This window comes from Streptomyces sp. NPDC026575 (assembly GCF_055567415.1).
Genome location: NZ_JBVHQM010000015.1, coordinates 53049 through 72149 on the forward strand (window position 1 = coordinate 53049; position 19101 = coordinate 72149).

A 19101-nucleotide genomic window follows, 5' to 3' on the forward strand; every position below is an offset into this window, starting at 1 on the left:
GGCGGCCGAGCCCACGGGCCTGAGGGCGCGCCGTCGGGGCGCGGGCCGTTCCGTGCCCCGCCCGGCCGATCATTCGCGTACGGCGATGCCGTCCAGCACCATCGACAAGTACTGGCGGGCGATCTCCTCAGGGCTGTGCAGACCGCCCGGCCGATACCAGGAGGCGGCCACCCAGACGGTGTCGCGGACGAACCGGTACGTCAGCCGGACGTCGAGGTCGGCGCGGAAGACTCCGTCGGCCACACCCCGCTCCAGGGTGCCCAGCCAGGCCCTTTCGAATTTCTGCTGGGAGTCGGCGAGGTAGCCGAAGCGGGGCTGCCCGGCGAGGTGCTTGGCCTCCTTCTGATAGATCGCGACGGCGGCGCGGTGCCGGTCGATCTCCCGGAAGGACTCGGTGACCAGCGCCTCGATCGTCTCCCTGGGCCCGAGCCGTGCGGCGAGCACCGCGTCATAGCCCTCCCACAGCTCGTCCAGGAACGTGGAAAGGATCTCGTCCAGCATCGATTCCTTGGAATCGAAGTGGTAGTAGAGGCTGCCCGCGAGCATCCCGGCCTCGTCCGCGATCCGGCGGACGGTCGTGGCGTTGTAGCCCTGTGCGGCGAAGACCTCGGCCGCGGTGTCGAGCAGTTCGCGGCGGCGCTCCGGGGAGGCGTTCGCGGTGGTCGTCTTCTTCTTGGCGGCTGGCACCCGCACATTGTCGCTCTCTGTTGTGCGATGTCCGCCCCGGGGCGGCCGGTGGGGGGAGGGCGAGGGCGTCGGACGGCCGTCCTCCCGCCTCCCCCCTCGACCTCCCCCCTCCTCCCCCGCACCCCGACTCACGCGACCTCGACCCCGGCCTGGCCCCGGCCTCAGGCCACGAGCCCGACCCCCACCCAGACCCTTCACGAGTAAAACACCTGTTAATCTTTCCCCTATGGGGAAGCATGCCAGGCCCGCCGGGAAGCGCGGGAGGACGGGGAGCGTCGAGCCGACGGGCACGGTGCGCGCCCGGCCGTTGCCGATCAGGAGCACCGTGCGGCTGCGCCGCCCCGTCGACATCTGGCACAAGCCGGCGCTCAGCGCGGTCGTCGCCCTGGCGATCCCCGACCTCGCACTCCTCCTCCTGGATCGGCTGGATCTGATCCTCTACACCTCGGCCGGGGCGATGTGCGCCCTGTACGCGCACGGTCTGCCGTACGCCGCCCGCGCCCGCACGCTGGCGTGGGTCGTGCTCGGCATGGTCGCGAGCCTCGGTGCGGCGCTGACCGCGGCCTCGCTGATCACCTCGACCGCACTGCTCGTCGTACTCGCCTCGCTGCTCGCCGCGGTCCACAAGGTCGTCTGCGACGCGACCCGCATCGGTCCGCCGGGGAACCTCATCCTGACCTTCGTCGCGGCGTCGGGCTTCTTCGTTCCGCAGCGCCTGGGGCAGGTCCCCGCGCGCCTGGCGCTGGCGCTCGGCGCGGGCGTGCTCGCCTGGCTGGTGTGCATGGCGCCGGCGCTGGTCCGTCCGCAGGGCCCGGAGCGGATCGCGACCGCCCGTGCGCTGGAGGCCGCCGCCGGTCTGCTGCGTACGGAGCGGGGTGCGGGCGGCGCGGCGGCGGCCGGGGTGGCCGGCGTGGCGCACACCCGGCATGCCGCCGCGGCCGCCGTGAACGCGGCCCGGAACACGTTGTTCCTGGTCCCGGCACCCCGCTCCCCGCAGCAGGCGGCGGCCCGGGCCGGACTCGAACGGCTGCTGATGCGGGCGGAGGCGGCGCTCGGGGCTTCGAACGACCGGGGGCCCGAAGGCGCCGGAGCCCAAGGCGCCGCCCAAGCCGCCGTCCTGGCCGCCTGGGCCCGTGGCCTCCGGAGCGGGCGCCCGCTCCCCGATGTCGCGCTCTCGGTGGCACAGGCCGAGGATGAGGAACGGGTAGGGGACGGTGCCGGGGATCGGCACGGGACCTGTGTCGACGGTCGGGCGCGGGGAGGAAGCCGGCCCGGGGAAGCGATGGCGGGCACCGCCGTCGAAGCGGTGGGCCCGCGGCGGCCCGCCCCCGGTCACCCGCGTGGGCTGCGTGCGGTGGCCTCCCGGTTGGCACCGGGTTCACCGCTGCTGCCCATAGGAGTGCGGGTCGCCGCCGGGTGTGTACTGGCGGGCTGGGCCTCGATGGCGGTCGGCGTCGGGCACCCGTATTGGGCCGTGGTCACCGCCGCCTCGATCTACCAGGCCAACACCACGCTCTCCTGGCAGCGGGCGCTGCAGCGCACCCTGGGCAATCTGCTCGGTCTGCTGCTGTTCACCGCGCTGCTGCCGTTGATCCGCACCGGGCCGCTCGCGATGGTCGCGCTGGCGCTGGCCTGCCAGCTCGGGGCGGAGGCCAGTATCAGCCGCAATTACTGGCTGGGCTCGGTGTGGGTCACGCCGATGGCGTTGCTGCTGACGGAGTTCGGCGGTCATCGGCCGGTGGCGACGCTGATCGCGGACCGCTGGATCGACACCGTGGTGGGCGCTGCGGTGGGCCTGGCGTGCTGTGTCGTGGTCACCAACCGGCGGGCGGCGGACCGTGTCGAGGGCGCGCTGGAGCGGCTGGCGGAGGCGGAGGCCGCCGTGCTCCAACTGCTCGCGGCGCAACCGGCTCCCGGGGCCGACGCGGCTCGGGAGATCTGCTGGGCGCGCGACCGGCTGGCCGGTTGCCTGGTCGAACTCCGGGAGGCCGCGGAGGTGGCGGCCGGCGAGTGGTGGCAGCGCGCCGTCCCGCAGGAGCGGATCTCCGGTGCCGAGGAGCGGGGTCACCATGCGCTGGCCGGGGTCGTCCGGCGGCTGGGGGCCTCGCCGGTGGGTCAGGTGCGCACGGCGGGCACTGCGCCACTGGCACCGGCACCTGCACCCGCCGCCTGACCCGTACGCCCGCCCGCGCGGCGGACGGCGCCGTGCGGCAGGCACAATGAGGTCCTGTCCGGGTGATCAGCAGCGGACCGGGTGACCAGCGGCGGACCGGCCGCGCCGGACACCGCGGTCCCGGACCTGCCCCCGGCGCCGACCGCCCGGAGGGGACCGAGCGGCGGACGGCCTGGCCGAGAGGAGAGTGCGGGTGACCGAGGACATCGTCGCAGGGGTGCTGCGCCAGTGGCAGCAGGTGCACCCCGGGCTGGACACCGGCCCGATGGCGGTGATCGGGCGGCTCAACCGCTGTTCCGCCCTGCTGCAGCAGGCGGCCGACGCGCCGCTGCGGCGGGCCGGACTCACCCGGCCCGAATTCGACATCCTCGGCACCCTGCGCCGGATGGACCGCGAGCTGACCCCTGGGCGGGTCGCCCGTGAGACCTTCGCCTCCGGTGCGGCGGTGACCAAGCGCGTACGGCAGCTGGAGGAGCGGGGGCTGATCGCGCGTCGGCCGGACGACCGGGACCGCCGCGTGGCGCATCTCTCGCTCACCGACGAGGGCCGCGAAACCATCGACCGGCTGCTGCCGGAGCAGCTGCGGTACGAGGCGGCGCTGCTCGACGGCATCGGTGATCAGCGGCAGGAGGAACTCTCCGCGTCGCTCGCCGAGTTGCTGGTCGTACTGGAGGGCCGGCTCGGGAGCCTCATGGAGTGAGGGGACGGTGCGGGGAAGGGGCCCTTGGCTGCTCCGGCCGCGCGGGGACAGCGCCGTTGGCCGCTCCGGCCGGCGCCGCGAAAGCGCCGTTGGCCGCTCCGACCGGCACCGCGAAAGCGCCGTTGGCCGCTCCGGCCATCGGCCTACGCCCGCCGCCTCGCCCCGCGGCTCCGGCCGTCCCCCGCTCCCCCGCCCGCGCCGCTCACCACCCCAGCCGTGCGATCCGGCCCCGCTCCCCCGCTGCCCAACAGCCCAGGTCGGGGGCGCAGTCGACGGTGTCGTACGAGCCCTGGTCGAACGGGTGCCAGGTGCGGCCGCCGTCGAACGTGAGGTCGCTGCCGGACGGCCCGACCGCCAGGGCCAGGCGCCGGGAGTGCGGGAGCCAGGCGGCGCCGGAGCGGTAGGCCGTGGGGGGTTCGGCGGACGCGGTCCAGGTGGCGCCGGCGTCGGCGCTGACCGCGGCGGCGCGGGGCGAGGGCTGGTCGGGGCGGTAGTCGCCGCCGACCGCGAGGCCGTGCGCCCGGTCGCGGAAGGCGAGGGCGAAGACGCCGCGTGCCGGATCGCCCGCCGGAAGGGGGGCGTCGGTGGCCGACCAGGTGCGCCCGCGGTCGGCGGTGTGCAGGACGCGGGCGGTGCCGGCGCCGCCGGTCGCGATCCAGGCGTCATGGCCGCCCGCGGAGACCAGGCACTGGCCACTGGCGGCGAACGCGGCCTCACCGGGCTGCGCCGGGGGCATACCGTCCGACGGCAGTACGCGCCAACTGCGGCCGCCGTCCCCGGTGGACAGGATGCGGTACCTGCCGTCCACGGGGTCGCTGAGCGCGATGCCGTGCCGCTGGTCGAAGAAGGTCAGGCAGTCGTAGAAGGCGCGGGGGTCGGTGTTGCGGAAGCTCTCGTGCCAGGTGGCGCCGGCGTCGTCGGTGCGCAGGACGCGCGAGGACTCGCCCTCGCCGATGGCGAGGACGACCGCGCGGCGGGCGTCGAACGCCTCGATGTCGCGGAACTCCAGCCCGCCGGCACCGGGCGGGGAGACATCGCTCCAACGCTTGCCGCCGTCGTGGGTGCGCAGCACGGTGCCGCCCGTGCCGGCGACCCAGGCGGTGCTGCGGCTGACGGCCGCCAGACCGCGGAAGCGGGCCGTGCTGCCGCTGTCCTTGAGCCGCCAGCCGGCTCCGGCGAGCGGGGTGGTGCGCTGCGCTGCCGCCGCCGGTTCATGGCTGGCGGTGACCGCCGCGGCCGACGAGCCGGGCGCGGCGGCGACCATGCCCGTCACCGCCAGCGCCGCTGCCGCCATGCGGCGCGCCACCCGGCGTGCGAGCGGAGCCCCGCTCCCGCCTCTGCCGAAGAACGACCCGCTGTGCACCATGCGCCGCATTCGCCCCACCCCGCTCGTGTTGTGCGCTGGAAGCTAGCCCAGCGCGGCGGCTCCGTCCAGGCCCACCCGGCGGCCACCGAAGGCGAGTTCATGGCGACTTCCTGACACTCGACCGAAAACTGACGTACCGTCATATCGCGTCGTCGCGCGCCGGGGCCTCCGATTCCCGGACAACAAAGAGGGCATATGGCGGCGCATGGGGATACATTCCTCCGCCTGGTGATGCAGGTCACGCAGGAATACATGGGATTCCAATGCACCCGCGGCAATGGCCTTGCCGTCCTAGTGGTTGTAGACCCAGAGATCCGCACCAATTGCAAGGGAGCCGGCGATGTCCAGCGTCATCGACCAAGCCGTTTCGGCCCGTCTCATCGCGACCGCTCCCCGGTCGCGGGTGATTCCGGCGAACCTGCGTTACGACCGCGCCGATCCGTTCGCGGTGCGCCTGGTCTTTCCGCCCGTCGCCTCGTTGGACGGTGCGGAGGTGGTCTGGACGTTCGGTCGGGAGCTGCTGGAGGAGGGGCTGTACCGGTCGGCCGGCGCGGGCGATGTGCAGATCTGGCCGAGCAACCCCGACGGTGAGCGCGAGGTCGTCGTGGTGGAGCTGCACACCGCCGGCGGGATGGCGGTGGTGCAGTTCGACGCGCAGGATCTGCGCGGCTTCCTGACCCGGTCGTACGAGGTCGTCCCGAGGGGCGACGAGGCACGGCATCTGGACGTCGAGGCCGATCTCGACGCCCTGTTGCGCGAGGCGTAGACCCCGGCCACCCGGGCCGCTCCCGCCGACGCCGACTCGGCCCCCTGCGGCCCGGAGCACCCCCGCCCCGACTCACTCCCCCGCCGTCGCCCGCCCCTCGGCCGGGTCCCCGAAGAGGTTCGCCAGGTGCAGGTCCAGCAGCCGCACCGCGGCCTGCGGCTCGTGCACTTCGAGCAGGACGTAGCTGGCGAGCCCGTCGGCGACGCTGATCAGCAGCATCGCCTGGTCCTCGGTCGCGCGCTCCGGGGGCAGCTCCCCCCGTTCGGCGGCACGTCGGAGCTGGTCGGCGAAGAAGGCGCCGAGCTGGGGAATGCCGTTGCGGGCCTCGGCGCGCAGGGTGGCGTCATGGACGGCGCGGGCGTAGTAAGCGGCGCCGACGAGCACACCGATGCGGCTGTTGTCGTCCAGCGGCAGCATGCCCGTCAGGCAGGCGCGCAGGACCTCGCGCGGCGTCGGCTCCTCGGCGAGCGCCTCGATCCTGGCGCGGATGCGGTCGGCGGCGAGCTGGTTGATGTGCCGGAGGGCGAAGATCAGCATCTCGTCCCTGGTGCGGAAGTAGTGCTGGAGCCGGCCGAGTGAGATGCCCGCCTCAGCGGCGACGTCGCGCAGGCTCGCGGCGTCCAGTCCGCGGCTGCCGGTGATCCGCCAGAGCGCCTCGGAGATCTCCCGCCGCCTGGCTTCGTGGTCCACCTTCTTGGGCACGGACGAGCCCTTCCTTCTCATGTCGCGCGCCCTTCTCGCGGGGCGCGCCGTTCTTCCCGCATGGATCCGGCTGCCGCGACCCCTGCCGGTTTTTACAAGTCGCTTGTACCGTTATAACGTACCGCTACTCAATACGCTTGACTTGGAAACCGGTGACACCCTGATGCCCGAGCACGCCGCCCCGCTGCTGCGCCCGCCCCGCCACCGCGTCGATCCCCGGGCCCGCAACTGGTGGACCCTGCAGGCCCTGCTGACGCTCAGCGGCCCGATGCTGCTCACCGCGCTCGTCCTGGCGGTGCTGTCCCTGCTGTTCTTCCCCGGCGCGCTGCCCTGGCTCGGGCCGCTGCTGCTGGTGGTGCTCGTGCTGCCGGCCGTCGGCTATCTCGTGGTGATGCCGCGCTGGCGCTATGCGGTGCACGCCTGGGAGCTGGGCGGTCGCGCGGTCTACGCCGCGGGCGGCTGGTTCTGGCAGAAGCGGCGGATCGCGCCGCTGTCCCGCGTACAGACGGTGGACACGGTGCGCGGTCCGCTGCAGCGCCGGTACGGGCTGGCGACGGTGACCGTCACCACCGCCTCGACCGCCGGCGACATCAAGATCGCGGGCCTGTCCGACGCCGACGCCGAGGAGCTGTCCCGGCTGATCGGCGAGGCCGCGCAGGCCGTACCGGGTGATGCCGCATGAGCGCACCACTGCCTCCCGAGGCGCCCGGCGCGTCCGACGGGCCCGACGCCGTCCTCGCGCCGGGCGCCCCCTCCGCCGCCCCCCAATGGCGGCGGCTGGATCCCCGCACCCTGCTGGTGCACTGCGGCTGGATGGGCGCGCCGCTGGCCTCCCTGACGCTGACCGCACTGGCCACCGGCGGCCGGATCGGCACCAAGGCATGGATCACCCTCGCCGCCGTAGCCGCCTCCTTCGCCGTCGTCACCACGCTCGGCCTGATCCGCTGGGCGCGTACGGACTTCCGGGTCACCGCCGACACCCTCGACGTACGGACCGGTCTGCTGAACCGGCGGCTGCGCAGTGTGCCGCTGCACCGCATCCGCACCGTCGATCTGACGGCGACGCCGCTGCACCGGCTGCTGGGCGTCACCGTGCTGCGGGCCGGCACGGCGGGCTCGGCGGACGGTCGCGGCGAGCTGTCGCTGGAGGCGCTGACGACCCGGGAAGCGGACCGGCTGCGCACGGAGTTGCTCGCCCGCGCCGACACCGAGGGGGCCGCCACGGATCCGGTGCTGGCCCGCATCAGCTGGCGCTGGCTGCGCTACGCACCGCTCACCTTCTGGGTCGTCGGCGGGGTGTTCGTGGCGGCCGGATCCGTCTACCGGGCGCTGGACGGTATGGGCATCGAGCCCTGGAAGATCGGCTTCGTCCGGCAGGCGTTCGTCGACTTCGGTGCCGGCGCGCTCTGGCTGACGATCCCGGCGGCGCTGCTGGCCGTCCTCGCCCTCGGCTCGCTCGGCGCGATCGTCCTGTACGTCGAGAACTGGTGGAGCTACCGCCTGGAGTGGGCCGACGCGCGCACCCTGCGGCTCCGCCGCGGGCTGTTCACCACCCGCTCGGTCACCATCGAACGGGCCCGGCTGCGCGGTGTGGTGCTGCGCGAGCCCCTGCTGCTGCGGGCCGGCGGCGGCGCGCTGGTGCGCGCGGTGGCCGGCGGGCTGGGCAACCGCGAGGAGAACCGCAAGCGCAGCGGGCTGCTGCCGCCGGCGCCGCGCGCGCAGGCGCTGCGGGTGGCGGGCGGCGCACTGCGCGCGCCGTTCCCCGGCGGCTCCGCCCCGGCACCGCTGACGCCGCATCCGCGCGCCGCCCTGCGCCGGCGCCGGGTACGCGGGCTGCTGTGCGTGGTGCTGCCCGGTACCGCGCTCCTGGCGGGCCTGGGCGCGGCGTTCACGCCCGTACTGCTGCACTGCGCGTGGATCTACGCGGTGCTCGGCACGCTGCTGACACTGTGGCTGGCCGGGGACGCGTACCGCAGTCTGGGGCACGCCGTCGAGGGCCGGTATCTGGTCGGGCGCTCGGGGACCTTCAGCCGTGACACCTTCGCCCTGCAGCGCGAGGGGGTCGCCGCCTGGACGTTCTCCACCTCTCCGTTCACCCGCCGGTCGGGCCTGGTCACGCTCACCGCGGCGGTCGCGGCGGGCGAGGACGGCTACCGCATCCGGGACCTCGCGGCCGACGCCGCCCCGGCGTTCGCCGCGGCGGCGGCCCCGGGCATCCTGGACGAGTTCCTGGTCCGGCCCGGGGAGCGGCACCGGACCTGAGGCCAACTGCCGTAGCGGGTAAGGGCAGTCGATCGACAGCCCTCAAACGTGACGCACCTCACACACCCCTCGCGTGCACGGCGGGAGTGGGCACGACGTCCTAGTGGACGAGCCCGTGCCCATGACCGACAAGCCGTGAGGGAGCAGCGCGATGAACACCGTCATCGACCACGCCGTCCAGGTCCGCCTCATCGCCACCACCCCCGGCACGTACCCGGTCCCCGCCGTGCTGCGCTACCTCCCCGCCGATCCGCTGGCGGTGCGGATGACCTTCCCGCCGGAGATATCGCTGGACGGCTCCGCGGTGGACTGGACGTTCGCCCGCGAGCTGCTGGACGCGGGGCTGCGGGCACCGGCCGGGCGGGGCGACGTACGGGTGCGGCCGTGCGGCCCGGACCGCACGGTGATGGAGTTCCACGCCGACGAGGGCATCGCGATGGTCCAGTTGAGGACCGCCGAGGTGCTGCGGTTCCTCGCCCGGTCCTACGCGGCCGTGCCCGCCGGCGCCGAGGCGACGCACCTGGGTCTGGACCAGGGACTGGCGGAGCTGTTCGGCGCGGCCTGACGCGCGGGCCCGCTCGGCACGAGCCGCAACGCCGCGCGGGCCGCCGCCCCGGGTATCCCGGAGTGCGACGGCCCGCACGGTGGTCCCGCTCCCGTATCGGGGAGACTTCCCCGGCCTCCTACCGCTCCGGGAATCCGAACCCGTAGCCCTGCTGCTTCATCCACGGCAGCAGCCGCTCCAGCGACTCCACGGTCCGGGCGCGGTTGCCGCCGCCGTCGTGGAAGAGGACCGTCGGCCCGTTGGACAGCTCCCCGCGGACCGTCCCCTCGATCGTCGCGACGCTGCCGCCCTCGAAGTCCTTGCTGTCGACGTTCCAGCCCAGCGGGCGCATGCCGTGGTCGGCGGCGAGCTGCCGGCTGTACGGCGTGAAGGCGCCGCCGGGGGCGCGGTAGTACTCCACCCTCGCGCCGCCCGCCGCGTCCTCGATCATCTTCTGCGCGTCGAGGATCTGCCGGGACTGGTAGTTCTGCGGCTGGTGGTCCATACCGGTGTTGTGGCTGATGGTGTGGTCGCAGAGCTTGTGCCCGGCGGCCACCACCTGCTTGACCAGGTCCGGGTGGGCCTTGGCCTGCGGGCCGATCATGCAGAAGACCGCCTTGACCTCGTGCTTCTTGAGCACTTCCAGGACCTTCGGGGTCCAGACCGGGTCCGGTCCGTCGTCGATGGTGATGTTCAGGCTGCGGCCCGGGCGGTCCGAGGCATGGGCGATGGACGGGTCGACGGGCGCGATCTTCGGCGCCCGCTCGGGCCGCTGCTGGGCGGAGCCCGGACTGTCCGCCTCGGCCTCGGATGCCTGCGGTTGGGCGAAGGCCAGCGCCCCCGCCACCGCCAGCGACACTACTGCCGCCGCGGCCACTCCGATGATCCCGCCTTCGATGCCGAAGCGCCGTGCCATGCCGATCCCGTCCCCTCACGCCGTGCTGGTGTCCAAAGCGAACGGCGGTGGGCGATGCCGGTGCCCGCCGCCTTCCACCACGACAGATGGGCCCGGGACCGGGCAGGCTGCTCCTGTTACGGATCCATCATGAAACTGATTGATACTCGACCCATGCCACGTGTACTTCTGATCGAGGACGACGCCGCCGTACGCGACGGAGTGACCCTCGCGCTACGGCGGCGCGGCCATGAAGTGGCGGCCGCGGCCAGCGGCGAGGCGGGCCTGGCGACCCTGCCGACGTTCCGTCCCGACATCGTGCTGCTGGATCTGATGCTCCCGGGGAAGGACGGCTTCCAGGTCTGCCGGCTGATCCGGGCCGAGCGGCAGCTGCCGATCATCATGCTCACGGCGCGTGGCGACGATCTGGACGTGGTCCTCGGGCTGGAGGCCGGGGCCGACGACTACATCGTCAAACCGGCCCGCGGTGAGGTCCTCGAAGCGCGCATCCGCGCCGTGCTGCGCCGCACCGCGCTGCCCGCGGACGGTGCGCCGGCCGCCGCGGAGCCGGGCCCCGCCCCCGTGGAGACCTACGGCGAACTGGCCATCGACCGGGCCGGGCTGGTCGTCACCAAGGGCGGCCAGGACCTGGCGCTGGCCCCGTCGGAGATGAAGCTGCTGCTGTTCCTGTCCGCCACGCCCGGGCAGGTCTTCAGCCGCCAGCAGCTGCTGGAGCATGTGTGGGAGCACAGCTACCACGGCGACGCGCGACTGGTCGACGCCTGCGTGATGCGGCTGCGGACGAAAATAGAGGACACCCCGCGCAGCCCCCGCTACGTCCAGACGGTGCGCGGCTTCGGCTACCGCTTCGGGCCGCTGTGAACCGGCTGGTGCCGTCCCGTACGCTGCTGCGCGGTCTGCGGGCCAGGCTCGTCGTGGGGTTCCTGGTGGTGGCCACGGTCAGCGCGCTGACCACCGCGCTGCTGACCTACCGCGAGGCCCGCAACGCGATCCTCCAGCGCTCCCAGGACATCGCCGTCAACGATCTGCGGGCACAGGTCAACTCGCTGGCACCGGAGCTCACGGTGCCGCCGGCCCAGGCCGACCTGGACAACTTCCGGGTGCAGCTGGAGCGCTCCGGAAAGTCCCGCGAATGGGATATCTCCGTGCACTACCGCGGGGTCCCGGACAGCGACGAGGGCGGTCTGCGGCGCAGTGTGCTGATCCCGTCCGACCTCAAGGCGAGCGTGGAGAAGCGCCATGTTCCGGCCTTCCAGCGCATCGACCGCGGCGGCGACCCGTGGCTGCTGATCGGGATGCCGGTCCGGCAGTCCGACGGCGCGGCCTCGGCGCTGTCCGTCTACGCCCAGCTCCCGCTCAGCGCCGAGGAGTCCAACGTCGAGGCGCTGGTGACCGCCGCGCAGCGGGGCGCGCTGCCGGTGCTCATCCTCGCCGTGATCCCGGCGCTGCTCGCCGCGCGCGGGGTGCTGCGGCCGGTGCGGGGCCTGCGGCAGGCCGCCGGGCGGATCGCCGAGGGCAAGCTGGACACCCGCCTGGAGGTCAAGGGCGCCGACGAGCTCGCCGATCTTTCCCTGACCTTCAACGACATGGCGGCCCGGCTGGAGGAGAGCATGGCCGAGCTGCGCCGTCTGGAGTCCAACTCCCGGCGGTTCGCCGCCGACGTCTCGCACGAGCTGCGGACGCCGCTGGCGGCGATGACCGCGGTCACCGACGTGCTCGACGAGGACGCCGACTCCCTCGACCCCGACACCGCCTCCGCGGTCCGGCTGATCAGCCAGGAGACCGGCAAGCTGGCGCGGATGGTGGAGGACCTGATGGAGGTCTCGCGGTTCGACGCGGGGGCCGCCGCGCTCCATCTGGACGAGGTCGATGTCGCCGAGACCATCCAGAAGACGCTGCAGGCCAGGGCCTGGCAGAAGCGGGTGGCGGCGGACCTGCCGGCGGACGTACGGGCCCGGCTCGACCCGCGGCGGCTCGATGTGGTCGTCGCGAACCTCGTGGGCAACGCGCTGCACCACGGCGGCGAGCCGGTCCGGGTGGCGCTCAAGGCGCCGGAGCCGGGCGCCGGCCGGCTGCTGATCGAGATCTCCGACAGCGGCCCCGGCATCGACCCCGAGGTCCTGCCCCATGTCTTCGAGCGCTTCTACAAGGCGGACTCCGCCCGTGCCCGCTCCGAGGGCAGCGGCCTGGGCCTGGCCATCGCGATGGAGAACGTACGACTGCACGGCGGCACCCTGCGCGCCGCCAACTCCCCCGACGGCGGCGCGGTGTTCACGGTGGATCTGCCGCTGCGCCACGACGAGCCGGGTGAGACGGGCGCCGGGACGGCCGGCGGCGGAAGAGAGAACGAGGCATGAGCGCGACGCAGACCCCGAACGCCCCGCGTACGGTCCGGGCCCGGCGCCGGGTGCTGGGCGGCGCGGTCACCGGCGCGCTCGCCGTCGCGCTGGCCGGCTGCGGTATCGCACCGACCGATGTGATCGACGCCGGTGAGCCCGCCGGCGGCGTGAAGTCGCCGGGCCAGCAGGTGGCCGATGTCCAGCTGTTCTTCTACGGGCCGTCCGGGCTGCGCTCGGCGACCCGCCCGGCGAAGGCCCCGGTCGATCCGGAGCAGGCCATCGAGCTGCTGATGGAGGGGCCGAACCACGCCGAGCGGATGCGGGGCCTGTCCAGTGTGCTGCCGAAGTTCCCCAGCCGGCTCACCGCCTCCAGCGGCGAGGGCAAGGTCGTGATCACCCTGCCGGTGAACGCCAAGCTGCTGGACTCCGCCTCCCTGAACCAGCTGGTGTGCACCGCGGCCAATGCCCGGGTCCCCGGGGACAAGCCGCCGGGGCAGGTCACGGTGACCGTGGTGGGCGATGCGGTCCGGGTCGGCCCCATGGTGTGCGGCGGAAACAACGCCTTCCCGGTGGTCCAGCCCACTCCGGGCAGCTCGGCGAACAGCGGCACCGGCGGCGCGGGCGGCAGCGGCGTAGGCTGACAGCGCTGACGTGCAGGCCGCATCCTGGGGAGAGGCGATGACCGAGCGCAAGCCACCCGGAGTCACCTTCGAGACCTGGGTCGACAAGCAGATCCGCGAGGCGACGGAGCGCGGCGACTTCGCCGACCTCCCCGGGGCCGGCAAGCCCCTGCGCCATCTCGACCAGCCGTATGACGAGATGTGGTGGATCAAGGAGAAGATGGGCCGGGAGCACCTGTCCTACCTGCCGCCGAGCCTGGCTCTGCGCAAGGAGGCCGAGGACGCCCTTCAGGCCGCGGCGAACGCCCCCACAGAGGCCGCGCTGCGGCGCATCCTGGCGGCGGTCAACGAGCGGATCCAGGCGGCGCTGCGGACCCCGCCCGAAGGCCCGCCGCTGCGTCTCGTCCCGTTCGACATCGACGAGCAGGCCGCCAAGTGGCGGGCGCGGCACGGGAGTTGAAGGCAGCGCGCCGGGCTCATCGTCCGGTGTCCGCCATCCGTACGCGCACGAACCGCGGCCGGTACAGCTCCACATCGCCGTTGACCCGGGTGTCGGCCGGCACCCCGGGCGGCCCCAGCCAGTTGATGTCGTAGCCGAGCAGCAGCTCGCCGTGCGCGGAGAGTTCCGGGTGAGCCTGGGGGTTGTAGGCGGCGACGTACTGCGGGTCGGGCGCGGGCGGCCGGGGCGGGGTGAGGCGGCCGACCGGGCCGTGCCAGGGTCCCTGCGGCGAGCAGGCCCAGTAGCCGGTGATCGTCCGCAGTCCGGCCGCGCCGCCGCGCCCGGTGTCCATGGTGAACAGCACCCAGGTGGCGGGGCCGTCGCGCAGGACGGTGAAGGCGCTGCCGACGCCGCGCCGACCGCCCTCGCGCAGCACCGGCCGGGCCCGCTCGGCCCGCCGCTGCCAGCGCGCACCGTCCCAGAACCGCCAGCCGCCCCGGTCCGCGAGCCGCCCGGCCGGGACCCGGGCGACGAAGGCGCTGGAGCCTGGCACGGACGGCGGGTCGTCGCCGCCGAAGACATAGGTCCAGCCGCCGTCCCGCACCGCCGCGGCGCCGTAGAGGACCCGCCGCCCGGGGTCCGCGACGGCGCCGGGGCCGACGGTCTCCTCGATGCCCTCCAGGCGCAGGCCGGGCAGCGAGAGGGTGGCGACCTCGGTGCCGCGCGGCACCCCGAAGAGCCAGGGCCCGGCGCCGGGGGCGCGGTTCCACAGCAGTACGCGGACGACCTTCTCGCGCGCCCCTGGCGTACGGGGCTCCACGCTCGCGTGGACCGGCCAGCGCCAGCCGCCGTCGGGCAGGTCCGGGAAGAGCGGCCCGGGGGCGGCCGGGGTGCCGCCGGTCAGGGTGCGCTCCAGCCGGCCCGAACGGGACATCAGCACGGCGGAGTTGTGCCGCAGGAAGGGGGTGCCGCCGGCGTCTGCGGTGCGCCAACGGCGGTTCTGGCCTTGGGGGTTGGGCGGTGGCTGGATCCGGTCGAGGAAGGTGTCGGAGAAGAGCCAGAGCGTACGGCCGTCGGGGAGGCGCACCGAGTGGGTGCCGTCGCCGCCGGTCCAGTCGTCCACCCGGGTGTTGTCATTGCCGTAGCGGGCGAATTCTCCGGTATGCCGGGAATCAACCGACCAGGAGGCGATCCGGCGCCCGGCGCAGCCCCCGGCACGGTCCGGGGCGGCCGCCCTCGGCAGGGCCCACAGGAGCGCGGCGACCGCCAGGAGCAGGGCGGCGACGGCCGTGGTGCGGAGGATCGGCGCCTTGGACATCGCGCTCCTTGATCGGGTGCCGCGCCCACCGTAGCGAACCGGTCACCGACGCATAGATATGAACATCAATGAGAGGTCAACGAGTGCAACGTCACAGCTGGAGCCCCTGCTCCAGCTAACGGTCGTTCGCCTAGCCTGCTGCCATGACCGCCGAGTCCCCCGAACTCCCCCTGGCTGCCGCATTCCCGGATGCCGACCGAGCGCAGTGGCAGCGCCTCGTCGAAGGCGTGCTGCGCAAATCGGGCGTCACAGAGGCAACCGGCGCCGCCGCCGAGGACGCGCTCGCCACGGATCTCCAGGACGGGATCCGCATCCGCCCGCTGTACACCGCCGAGGACGGCGCGACCGCCCCGGGCCTCCCCGGGTTCGCGCCCTTCGTGCGGGGCGGCCGCCCCGAGGGCACGGCCATGGCCGGCTGGGACGTACGCCAGCGCCATGTCCAGACCGATCCGCGGCGCGCCAACGAGGCGGTGCTCGCCGACCTGGAGAACGGCGCCACCTCGGTCTGGCTGACCGTCGGGGACGGCGGGGTACCGGTAGCCGGTCTCGAAGAGGCGCTCAAGGGCGTCTATCTGGACCTGGCCGCGGTGGTGCTGGACGCGGGCGCCGACTTCACCCCGGCCGCCGAGGAGTTGCTGCGGCTGTACACCGCGTCCGGTGCGCCGCTGCGGGAGGCCGCCGGCTGCCTGGGCGCCGACCCGCTGGGCCTGCTGGCCCGTACGGGCGACGACAGCAAGCTCCGGGTCCAGCTGGAGGCGGCGGCCCGGCTGGCGCGGCGCTGCACCACCGAGGCGCCCGCGCTGCGCGCGCTGGCCGTCGACGCGCTGCCGTACCACGAGGCGGGCGGCTCGGCCGCCGAGGAACTGGGCGCGGCGCTGGCCACCGGCGTCGCCTACCTGCGGCAGCTGACGGACGCCGGGCTCGGCGTCGACGCGGCCTGCCGGCAGCTGGAGTTCCGCTTCGCCGCGACCGCGGACCAGTTCCTGACCATCGCCAAGCTGCGCGCCGCGCGCCGGCTGTGGGCGCGGGTCGCGGAGGTGTGCGGGGCCTCGCCCGAGGCGTCCGCGCAGGTCCAGCACGCGGTCACCTCCACGGTGATGATGACCCGTCGGGACCCCTGGGTGAACATGCTGCGCACCACCGTCGCCGGGCTGTCCGCCGGTGTGGGCGGCGCGGACGCGGTGACGGTGCTGCCGTTCGACGCGGCGCTGGGGCTGTCCGACGCCTTCGCCCGCCGGATCGCCCGCAACACCCAGTCGGTGCTGCTGGAGGAGTCGCATCTGTCGAAGGTGATCGACCCGGCGGGCGGCTCCTGGTACGTGGAGCAGCTCACCGACGAACTGGCCCGCAGGGCCTGGGCGTTCTTCCAGGAGATCGAGGGCGCCGGCGGCCAGGCCGCGGCGCTGCGCTCCGGAATGCTGGGCGAACGCCTCGCGCACACCTGGCGGCGCCGCACCGAGGACCTGGCGCACCGCCGCGAACCGATCACCGGCGTCAGCGAGTTCCCGCACCTCGCCGAGGCACCCGTACGGCGCGAGCCGGCACCCGCACCGGTCGGCGAGGGGTCGCCCCGGGCGGAGTCCGCGGCAGGGCTGCCGCGGGTGCGCAGGGACGACGCGTACGAGCGGCTGCGGTCGCGCTCCGACGCGCACCTGGAGGCGACCGGGGACCGCCCGAAGGCGTTCCTGGCCGCGCTCGGCCCGGTGGCGGCACACACCGCGCGGGCGACCTTCGCCGCCAACCTCTTCCAGGCGGGCGGCATCGAGACCGTTCAGGAGACCGTGGACGCGCAGTCGGTGGCCGAGGCGTTCGCCCGCAGCGGCGCGGGCATCGCCTGCCTGTGCTCCGCCGACGCGGTGTACGGCGAGCAGGCGGCGGAGGTGGCGGCCGCCCTGAAGGCCGCGGGTGCGCGGCGGGTGCACCTGGCCGGCAAGCCCGGCGAACACCGGGAGGAATTCGTGGCGGCCGGGGTGGACGGCTTCGTCTTCGCGGGCTGCGACGCGGTCGAGGTGCTGTCCTCGGCCCTGGACGTCATGGAGGTGGCGTGATGGGGAACATCCCCGACTTCAGCGGGATCGAGCTGGGGGAACCGGCCGGAGCAGCCACCTCGGCCGACGCCGGGCGATGGGCCGAGGCCGTGGCGCGGGCCACCGGCAAGGACGTCGAGGCCCTGACCTGGGAGACGCCGGAGGGCATCGACGTCAAGCCGCTGTACACCGAGGCGGACCTGGCGGGCCTGGACTTCCTGGGGACGTACCCGGGCATCACGCCGTATCTGCGCGGCCCGTATCCGACGATGTACGTCAACCAGCCCTGGACCATCAGGCAGTACGCCGGCTTCTCCACCGCCGAGGAGTCCAACGCCTTCTACCGGCGCAACCTCGCGGCCGGCCAGAAGGGCCTGTCGGTCGCCTTCGACCTGCCCACCCACCGCGGCTACGACAGCGACCACCCGCGCGTCACCGGCGATGTCGGCATGGCGGGCGTGGCCATCGACTCGATCTACGACATGCGGCAGCTCTTCGAGGGCATCCCGCTGGACAAGATGACCGTGTCGATGACGATGAACGGCGCGGTGCTGCCGGTGCTCGCCCTCTACATCGTCGCCGCGGAGGAGCAGGGCGTACCGCCCGAGAAGCTCGCCGGGACCATTCAGAACGACATCCTCAAGGAGTTCATGGTCCGCAACACGTATATCTATCCGCCGCAGCCCTCGATGCGGATCATCTCCGATATCTTCGCGTACACCTCGCAGAAGATGCCGCGCTACAACTCCATCTCGATCTCCGGCTACCACATCCAGGAGGCCGGCGCGACGGCCGACCTGGAGCTGGCGTACACCCTCGCCGACGGGGTGGAGTATCTGCGCGCGGGCATGGCGGCCGGTATGGACGTGGACTCCTTCGCCCCTCGCCTCTCCTTCTTCTGGGCGATCGGCATGAACTTCTTCATGGAGATCGCCAAGCTGCGCGCGGCCCGGCTGCTGTGGGCGCGCCTGGTGCAGCGCTTCGAACCGAAGAACCCCAAGTCGCTGTCGCTGCGCACCCATTCGCAGACCTCCGGCTGGTCGCTGACCGCACAGGACGTCTTCAACAACGTCACCCGCACATGTGTGGAGGCGATGGCCGCCACCCAGGGCCACACCCAGTCGCTGCACACCAACGCGCTGGACGAGGCGCTGGCCCTGCCCACCGACTTCTCCGCCCGCATCGCCCGCAACACCCAGCTGTTCCTCCAGCAGGAGTCGGGCACCTGCCGGGTCATCGACCCCTGGGGCGGCAGCGCGTACGTCGAGAAGCTCACCCACGATCTGGCGCGCCGGGCCTGGCAGCACATCGAGGAGGTCGAGGCGGCCGGCGGGATGGCCAAGGCGATCGACGCGGGCATCCCCAAGCTGCGCGTGGAGGAGGCCGCGGCCCGTACGCAGGCGCGGATCGACTCGGGGCGGCAGGCGCTGATCGGCGTCAACAAGTACAGGGTGGAATCCGACGAGGAGATCGAGGTCCTCAAGGTCGACAACACCTCGGTGCGCGCCCAGCAGATCGAGAAGCTCAGGCGGCTGCGCGCCGAGCGCGACGAGGCCGCCTGCCAGGACGCGCTGCGGGCGCTGACGCGGGCGGCGAAGTCCGGTCCCGGCAAGGGACTTGAGGGCAATCTGCTGGCGCTGGCCGTGGACGCGGCCCGCGCGATGGCGACCGTGGGCGAGATCTCCGACGCACTGGAGGAGGTCTACGGGCGGCACTCCGGCCAGATCCGTACGATCTCCGGTGTGTACCGAGACGAAGCGGGGCCCTCCTCCGGTGTCGAGCGCACCCGGGCGCTGGTGGCCGAGTTCGAGCGCGCCGAGGGGCGCCGGCCGCGCATCCTGGTGGCCAAGATGGGCCAGGACGGCCATGACCGCGGCCAGAAGGTGATCGCCACGGCCTTCGCCGACCTGGGCTTCGACGTGGACGTCGGCCCGCTGTTCCAGACGCCGGCGGAGGTGGCCCGCCAGGCGGTCGAGGCCGATGTGCACATCGTCGGGGTGTCGTCGCTGGCCGCCGGCCACCTCACCCTGGTGCCCGCGCTGCGCGAGGCGCTGGCCGCGGAGGAGCGCGACGACATCACGATCGTGGTGGGCGGGGTGATCCCGCCGCAGGATGTCCAGCCGCTGCGCGACATGGGCGCCGCCGCGGTCTTCCTGCCCGGCACGGTCATCCCCGACGCGGCCCACGACCTGGTGCGGGACCTGGCGTCGGTCCTCGGCCACGAGCTGTAGAGCGGGGGGTC

The 19101-nt window shown here is 73.6% G+C and carries 17 protein-coding genes; 12 read left to right on the plus strand and 5 right to left on the minus strand.

Annotation, left to right across the window (positions count from 1 at the left end; translation table 11 throughout):
* Nucleotides 1-69 precede the first annotated feature (69 nt).
* Nucleotides 70-687, minus strand: coding sequence for a TetR/AcrR family transcriptional regulator (locus ACZ4NB_RS21595; protein ID WP_467663760.1), 618 nt, complete (start codon nt 685-687; stop codon nt 70-72).
* Nucleotides 688-913: 226 nt separating this feature from the next.
* Here ACZ4NB_RS21595 and ACZ4NB_RS21600 point away from each other — a divergent pair, with 226 nt between their 5' ends.
* The gene (locus ACZ4NB_RS21600) at nt 914-2860 is read left to right on the plus strand and encodes an FUSC family protein (RefSeq protein ID WP_467663761.1); all 1947 of its coding nucleotides are present in this window, start codon (nt 914-916) and stop codon (nt 2858-2860) included.
* A gap of 193 nt (nt 2861-3053) precedes the next feature.
* Nucleotides 3054-3560, plus strand: coding sequence for a MarR family winged helix-turn-helix transcriptional regulator (locus tag ACZ4NB_RS21605; RefSeq protein WP_467663763.1), 507 nt, complete (start codon nt 3054-3056; stop codon nt 3558-3560).
* Between the two features lie 202 nt (nt 3561-3762).
* On the opposite strand, the gene ACZ4NB_RS21610 is transcribed toward ACZ4NB_RS21605, so the two are convergent.
* Nucleotides 3763-4854: a WD40/YVTN/BNR-like repeat-containing protein gene (locus tag ACZ4NB_RS21610; RefSeq protein WP_467663765.1), complete on the minus strand. Its 1092-nt coding sequence runs from the start codon at nt 4852-4854 to the stop codon at nt 3763-3765.
* A 412-nt stretch (nt 4855-5266) separates the two neighbouring features.
* Here ACZ4NB_RS21610 and ssgD (ACZ4NB_RS21615) point away from each other — a divergent pair, with 412 nt between their 5' ends.
* Entirely contained in the window at nt 5267-5692 is a 426-nt protein-coding gene (gene ssgD, locus ACZ4NB_RS21615; RefSeq protein ID WP_467663766.1) for a spore wall synthesis regulator SsgD, read from the plus strand.
* 72 nt (nt 5693-5764) lie between these two features.
* On the opposite strand, the gene ACZ4NB_RS21620 is transcribed toward ssgD (ACZ4NB_RS21615), so the two are convergent.
* Entirely contained in the window at nt 5765-6394 is a 630-nt protein-coding gene (locus ACZ4NB_RS21620) for a TetR/AcrR family transcriptional regulator (RefSeq protein ID WP_467663768.1), read from the minus strand.
* Nucleotides 6395-6557: 163 nt separating this feature from the next.
* Between ACZ4NB_RS21620 and ACZ4NB_RS21625 the strand changes: the two genes are divergently transcribed.
* The 3 genes from ACZ4NB_RS21625 (at nt 6558) to ssgD (ACZ4NB_RS21635) (ending at nt 9221) form a co-directional block, all read left to right on the plus strand.
* Nucleotides 6558-7076 carry a PH domain-containing protein gene (locus tag ACZ4NB_RS21625; RefSeq protein WP_467664027.1) on the plus strand — a complete coding sequence of 173 codons (519 nt, stop codon included), beginning with the start codon at nt 6558-6560 and terminating at the stop codon, nt 7074-7076.
* Nucleotides 7073-8656 carry a PH domain-containing protein gene (locus ACZ4NB_RS21630; RefSeq protein ID WP_467663769.1) on the plus strand — a complete coding sequence of 528 codons (1584 nt, stop codon included), beginning with the start codon at nt 7073-7075 and terminating at the stop codon, nt 8654-8656. The genes ACZ4NB_RS21625 and ACZ4NB_RS21630 overlap by 4 nt, the downstream gene beginning before the upstream one ends.
* 151 nt (nt 8657-8807) lie before the next feature.
* Nucleotides 8808-9221 carry a spore wall synthesis regulator SsgD gene (gene ssgD / locus ACZ4NB_RS21635; RefSeq protein WP_467663771.1) on the plus strand — a complete coding sequence of 138 codons (414 nt, stop codon included), beginning with the start codon at nt 8808-8810 and terminating at the stop codon, nt 9219-9221.
* A 118-nt stretch (nt 9222-9339) separates the two neighbouring features.
* Here ssgD (ACZ4NB_RS21635) and ACZ4NB_RS21640 read toward each other — a convergent pair whose 3' ends face one another.
* Nucleotides 9340-10116, minus strand: a complete 777-nt coding sequence (locus ACZ4NB_RS21640; protein WP_467663773.1) for a polysaccharide deacetylase family protein — start codon at nt 10114-10116, stop codon at nt 9340-9342.
* Between the two features lie 153 nt (nt 10117-10269).
* On the opposite strand from ACZ4NB_RS21640, the gene ACZ4NB_RS21645 reads away from it, so the two are divergent.
* Genes ACZ4NB_RS21645 through ACZ4NB_RS21660 form a run of 4 tightly spaced genes read left to right on the plus strand, consistent with a single transcriptional unit; the run spans nt 10270 to nt 13535 of the window.
* Complete coding sequence (locus ACZ4NB_RS21645) at nt 10270-10977, plus strand: response regulator (RefSeq protein ID WP_467663775.1); 708 nt, start codon at nt 10270-10272, stop codon at nt 10975-10977.
* Between the two features lie 8 nt (nt 10978-10985).
* Nucleotides 10986-12473: an ATP-binding protein gene (locus ACZ4NB_RS21650; RefSeq protein WP_467663777.1), complete on the plus strand. Its 1488-nt coding sequence runs from the start codon at nt 10986-10988 to the stop codon at nt 12471-12473.
* Nucleotides 12470-13096 (plus strand): hypothetical protein, encoded by a 627-nt coding sequence (locus ACZ4NB_RS21655; RefSeq protein WP_467663779.1) that lies wholly within the window; start codon nt 12470-12472, stop codon nt 13094-13096. Before ACZ4NB_RS21650 ends, ACZ4NB_RS21655 begins: the two co-directional genes overlap by 4 nt.
* 37 nt (nt 13097-13133) lie before the next feature.
* Nucleotides 13134-13535: a DnaJ family domain-containing protein gene (locus tag ACZ4NB_RS21660; protein ID WP_467663781.1), complete on the plus strand. Its 402-nt coding sequence runs from the start codon at nt 13134-13136 to the stop codon at nt 13533-13535.
* 16 nt (nt 13536-13551) lie between these two features.
* Here ACZ4NB_RS21660 and ACZ4NB_RS21665 read toward each other — a convergent pair whose 3' ends face one another.
* Entirely contained in the window at nt 13552-14832 is a 1281-nt protein-coding gene (locus ACZ4NB_RS21665) for a DUF4185 domain-containing protein (protein ID WP_467663783.1), read from the minus strand.
* Nucleotides 14833-14975: 143 nt separating this feature from the next.
* Between ACZ4NB_RS21665 and mutA the strand changes: the two genes are divergently transcribed.
* Both mutA and scpA read left to right on the plus strand, forming a co-directional pair.
* Nucleotides 14976-16880 (plus strand): methylmalonyl-CoA mutase small subunit, encoded by a 1905-nt coding sequence (gene mutA, locus ACZ4NB_RS21670; protein ID WP_467663784.1) that lies wholly within the window; start codon nt 14976-14978, stop codon nt 16878-16880.
* Nucleotides 16880-19090, plus strand: a complete 2211-nt coding sequence (gene scpA / locus ACZ4NB_RS21675; RefSeq protein WP_467663786.1) for a methylmalonyl-CoA mutase — start codon at nt 16880-16882, stop codon at nt 19088-19090. Before mutA ends, scpA begins: the two co-directional genes overlap by 1 nt.
* Nucleotides 19091-19101 lie beyond the last annotated feature (11 nt).

Bases quoted from the DNA above. Each gene is read 5' to 3' on its own strand.
- ACZ4NB_RS21660 (WP_467663781.1), top strand. From the start codon at position 13,134: ATGACCGAGCGCAAGCCACCCGGAGTCACCTTCGAGACCTGGGTCGAC.
- ACZ4NB_RS21655 (WP_467663779.1), top strand. From the start codon at position 12,470: ATGAGCGCGACGCAGACCCCGAACGCCCCGCGTACGGTCCGGGCCCGG.
- scpA (WP_467663786.1), top strand. From the start codon at position 16,880: ATGGGGAACATCCCCGACTTCAGCGGGATCGAGCTGGGGGAACCGGCC.
- ACZ4NB_RS21600 (WP_467663761.1), top strand. From the start codon at position 914: ATGGGGAAGCATGCCAGGCCCGCCGGGAAGCGCGGGAGGACGGGGAGC.
- ACZ4NB_RS21630 (WP_467663769.1), top strand. From the start codon at position 7,073: ATGAGCGCACCACTGCCTCCCGAGGCGCCCGGCGCGTCCGACGGGCCC.
- ACZ4NB_RS21645 (WP_467663775.1), top strand. From the start codon at position 10,270: ATGCCACGTGTACTTCTGATCGAGGACGACGCCGCCGTACGCGACGGA.
- ACZ4NB_RS21665 (WP_467663783.1), bottom strand. From the start codon at position 14,832: ATGTCCAAGGCGCCGATCCTCCGCACCACGGCCGTCGCCGCCCTGCTC.
- ACZ4NB_RS21640 (WP_467663773.1), bottom strand. From the start codon at position 10,116: ATGGCACGGCGCTTCGGCATCGAAGGCGGGATCATCGGAGTGGCCGCG.
- mutA (WP_467663784.1), top strand. From the start codon at position 14,976: ATGACCGCCGAGTCCCCCGAACTCCCCCTGGCTGCCGCATTCCCGGAT.
- ssgD (WP_467663771.1), top strand. From the start codon at position 8,808: ATGAACACCGTCATCGACCACGCCGTCCAGGTCCGCCTCATCGCCACC.
- ACZ4NB_RS21625 (WP_467664027.1), top strand. From the start codon at position 6,558: ATGCCCGAGCACGCCGCCCCGCTGCTGCGCCCGCCCCGCCACCGCGTC.
- ACZ4NB_RS21610 (WP_467663765.1), bottom strand. From the start codon at position 4,854: ATGGCGGCAGCGGCGCTGGCGGTGACGGGCATGGTCGCCGCCGCGCCC.
- ssgD (WP_467663766.1), top strand. From the start codon at position 5,267: ATGTCCAGCGTCATCGACCAAGCCGTTTCGGCCCGTCTCATCGCGACC.